The organism is Mesorhizobium sp. M8A.F.Ca.ET.021.01.1.1 (genome assembly GCF_003998025.1).
Lineage (GTDB): Bacteria > Pseudomonadota > Alphaproteobacteria > Rhizobiales > Rhizobiaceae > Mesorhizobium.
Genome location: NZ_RZSJ01000576.1, coordinates 1 through 3,845, shown reverse-complemented (window position 1 = coordinate 3,845; position 3,845 = coordinate 1). Strand labels below are relative to the sequence as shown.

Annotated in this window: 4 protein-coding genes; all 4 read left to right on the top strand. The window is 66.4% G+C overall.

Annotated elements, in window-relative coordinates:
* Positions 1-1,038: aconitase X (locus tag EOA36_RS30070; RefSeq protein ID WP_127280587.1), on the top strand; the 1,038-nt coding region annotated here is incomplete at its 5' end.
* The gene (locus EOA36_RS30065) at positions 1,035-1,475 is read left to right on the top strand and encodes a DUF126 domain-containing protein (protein WP_189553431.1); all 441 of its coding nucleotides are present in this window, start codon (positions 1,035-1,037) and stop codon (positions 1,473-1,475) included. The genes EOA36_RS30070 and EOA36_RS30065, both read left to right, overlap by 4 nt.
* Positions 1,476-1,729: 254 nt before the next feature.
* Positions 1,730-2,326, top strand: coding sequence for a thioredoxin family protein (locus EOA36_RS30060; RefSeq protein WP_127280585.1), 597 nt, complete (start codon positions 1,730-1,732; stop codon positions 2,324-2,326).
* Positions 2,327-2,360: 34 nt separating this feature from the next.
* Positions 2,361-3,845 (top strand): FAD-binding protein (locus tag EOA36_RS30055; protein WP_127280584.1); only part of this gene is annotated, 1,485 nt, incomplete at its 3' end.

The following is a 3,845-nucleotide window of genomic DNA, read 5'->3' as shown; positions in this document are numbered from 1 at the left end:
GTTCAAGTGCCGACGACGCTCAATGTCGGGTCGTTCGACCTCATCCATCCCGGCATGGTGAAGATGCCGGCGGCGGAGGAAGCACCGGCGCGGCGGTTGATGCAGGCGCATCTCGAGCTTGGCTGTCAGGCGACATTCACCTGCGCACCCTACCAAACGCGGTTCCGACCCAAATTCGGCCAGCAGATCGCCTGGGGGGAATCCAATGCCATTGTCTTCGCCAATTCGGTGATCGGCGCGCGCACCAACCGCTACGGCGATTTCATCGATCTGTGCTGCGCCATGACAGGGCGCGCACCGGCCTGGGGCCTGCATCTCAGCGAAAACCGGCGCGGCCGTGTCCTGTTCGAACTGGACGTTGCCGAGCTGGAACCGACTGACAGCCTGTTCGTCGGCGTCGGGCTGATCATTGGGCAAGCCAGCGGCGACCGCGTTCCGGTGATTGCGGGCCTGCCCAGGCCGCGCGACGAGGACCAGTTGAAAGCGCTCGGTGCCGCGGCGGCAACGACAGGCGCGGTGGCGCTGTTCCATGCGGTTGGCATCACGCCGGAGGCCGGAACCGGCGACGAGGCGTTTCAAGGCATGGTGCCCGAGGAGATCGTCCGCGTCAGCCGTGCCGACATCAACCATGCATTGGCCAGGCTGTCGATGGTGCCTGACGGTGCGCCGCTCCGCGCCGTGTCGCTGGGCACGCCGCATTTCTCGCATGAGGAATGGATGCGCCTGCTGCCGCTGCTGCGTGAGGCAGCACCCGGGAAGGGCATCCCGATCTACGTCAACACCGGACGCGCGACGCTGACGCGATTGCAGGAGGAGGGGGCGCTCGACGGCATGGAGGCATTCGGCCTGATCCCGGTTGCCGATACCTGCACCTATGTCACCTCGATCCTCGAACGTCTCGACGGCGTGGTGATGACCAATTCCGGCAAATGGGCGCATTACGCGCCGGGCAATATCGGCGTGACCGTCGCCTTCGCCGAGATGAGAGACTGCATCCGCTCCGCCGCGGTTGGCCACGTCGTGCGGGGTGTGTCGTGACGCGGCGGATTGAAACGGGCGCGGCTGACCGGCTGGGCACTTTCCAACTGACCGGCGCCGCCGAAGGGCAGGCCTTAGTGTTCTCGCAGCCGCTCAGTTTCTGGGGCGGCATCGATGCCGAGACCGGCGACATAACAGATCATTCGCATCCAGGTCTTGGCCAGAATGTCGCCGGCAAGATCCTTGTCATGCCGAGCGGCCGGGGATCGTCATCCTCGTCCTCGGTGCTGGCCGAGGCGATCCGCAGAGGCACGGCGCCGGCGGGTATTCTTCTGGAGCGGCCGGACCCGATCCTGGCGGTGGGCGCGATCGTCGCCGAGTTTCTCTACGACATTCGCATGCCGCTTGTGGTGTGCGATATTTCCGGCATTGGTTCCGGTGGTCGGATTTTCATCGGTGCTGGTGGGGATGGCGCTGCGGTCGTTCGCAAGGTCTAGGAACATGCGTTCCTAATCAAGCTCAGCGCGCACATCGCGGATGGAAACCGCCGCTGCTTCCCAATTTCTTCCAAGACGGCTTCCTCTCGAACAAACCTGCCGGCGCGGCCCCGAACATTGGCACGATATTCTAAGCTGCGCGGTTGACCGTGGGCGTGCCCTGCGACTTATAATTCTACTAAATTCATAGACTAACTGCGGTGCCTGGGCGCTTGCCGCTTGACCTGTGAAAGCCGGCTGAAGGGAGAGCATCGATGCCGAAGACTGAATCCAATCCGATCGAGCTTGGCACCGAGGCCGCCGACTTCCTGTTGCCGGACGCACAGGGCGTGCTGCACCGGCTCGCCGATTTCGATGTCAGGCCGGCCTTGCTCGTTGCCTTCATTTCGAACCGTTGCCCCTTTGTCGTGCTGATCCGCGAACAGCTCGCCGCATTCGCGAGAGACTACGCGGCCAAGGGCCTGCATGTGGTGGCGATCAACGCCAACGACCATCTGGAGCATCCCGAGGAGACACTGGCGCGGATCGGCGAGGAGTCTGAAAAGGTCGGTTATTCCTTCCCCTATCTGAAGGACGCCTCGCAGCAGGTGGCGAAAGCCTATGGCGCGGCTTGCACGCCCGACTTCTTCCTGTTCGGCGCCGATCGCCGGCTCGCCTATCACGGCCAGTTCGACGACGCGCGGCCAGGCAACGGCAAGCCGGTGACCGGTGCTGATCTGCGCGCGGCTGTCGACACGGTGCTGGAAGGCGGCAGGCCCGCCGCAAGCCAAGTGCCGTCGATCGGCTGCAACATCAAATGGAGCGCCGGCAATGAGCCGGTGTGGTTCTCCGGTGCGGCCCGCGCCGCATAGCGCCGGCCACGTCGCACTCCTTCGCCGAGCATCCATGCCCAAGTCGCAAAAATCAGCTTCCGACAACTTGCATCTCCAGGCCGATGTGCTGGTGCTGGGCGGCGGTCCGTCGGCGGCCTGGGCGGCGGTGGCGGCGGCCGACAGCGGCGCCAAGGTGGTGCTGGCCGACAAGGGCTATCTCGGCACCAGCGGCGCCACGGCGCCTTCCAACACCGGCACCTGGTGCGTGCCGCCGGGCGACAACAGGCATGCCGCGGTGGAGCGGCGCTGGCAGCGCACCGGCGAACTCGCCGACCAGCGGTGGATGCTGCGTTGCGTCGACACCGCCTACCGCAATCTGCTCAGGCTTTCGGAGTGGGGTTATCCCTTCCCAAGCGAGGATGACGGGCGGCTCTACATCGCCAATCTGCGCGGGCCGGACTACATGCGCTTCATGCGCCGCCGCGTGCTGCTGGCCGGCGTAACCGTGCTCGACCATCATCCCGCGCTCGAACTCCTGTCCGATGGCGATGCCATCGTTGGCGCCGCCGGTGTCGCCCGGCAGGCGGGCCATGACTGGCGCGTCGACGCCAAGGCCGTGGTGCTGGCGACCGGCGGCTGTGCGTTCCGCGAGCGCATCCTCGGCGGGACAGGGCTGACCGGGGATGGTTATCTGATGGCGGCTGAGGCCGGCGCCAGCCTTTCCGGCATGGAATTCACTGGCAAGTACACGTTGGCGCCGTACGGTTCCTCGCTGAACAAGGGGTTGCCGTTCCGCTGGGCCTCGTTCCATCGCGAGGATGGCTCGCCGATCCTCGGACCCACGGGCGAGCCGTTGCGGAACGGCATCGGCGACCGCGAGGACGAGGTGGCGCGCGCGCTGATCGACGGGCCGGTCTATGCGCGGCTCGACCAGGCCGAACCGGCGCTGCAGGGCTGGCTGCGTCAGGGTCAGCCGAACTGCTTCGTTCCCTATGACCGGGCCGGCATCGATCCGTTCAGCGATCTGTTCCGCATCACGCTGCGTGCCGAAGGCACGGTGCGCGGCACTGGCGGCATCGACATTGTCTCCGACGATTGCGCCACAGGCGTGCCTGGCCTCTATGTCGCCGGTGACGCCGCAAGCCGCGAGATCATGACCGGGGCGGTGTCGGGCGGGGGCGCCGTCAATTCCTCCTGGGCGCTGGCCAGTGGCTGGTGGGCAGGCAAGGGCGCATCGACCCATGCCAAGCGCCGCGCCGGCAAGGCGTTTCGGGGCACCGTGCAACCGCTCGGTCAGGCCGGGCTGCGTCCTGCGGCAACGCCGCGCGCCGATATCGCGGCGGGCGAGGTCATCGAGGCGGTGCGTAACGAAGTGACGCCACTCGACAAGAACTTCTTCCGCAGCGGCGCAAGCCTGGAGAAATGCAGCGAGCGGCTGGAGAGCGTCTGGCGCGATGTGCGCGACCATCTGCGGGGCGAGGGAGCGGACAAGGTCCGCGCACGCGAGGCGGCATCGATCGCCGCTGCCGGGCGCTGGTCCGTGGCCTCGGCATTGCAC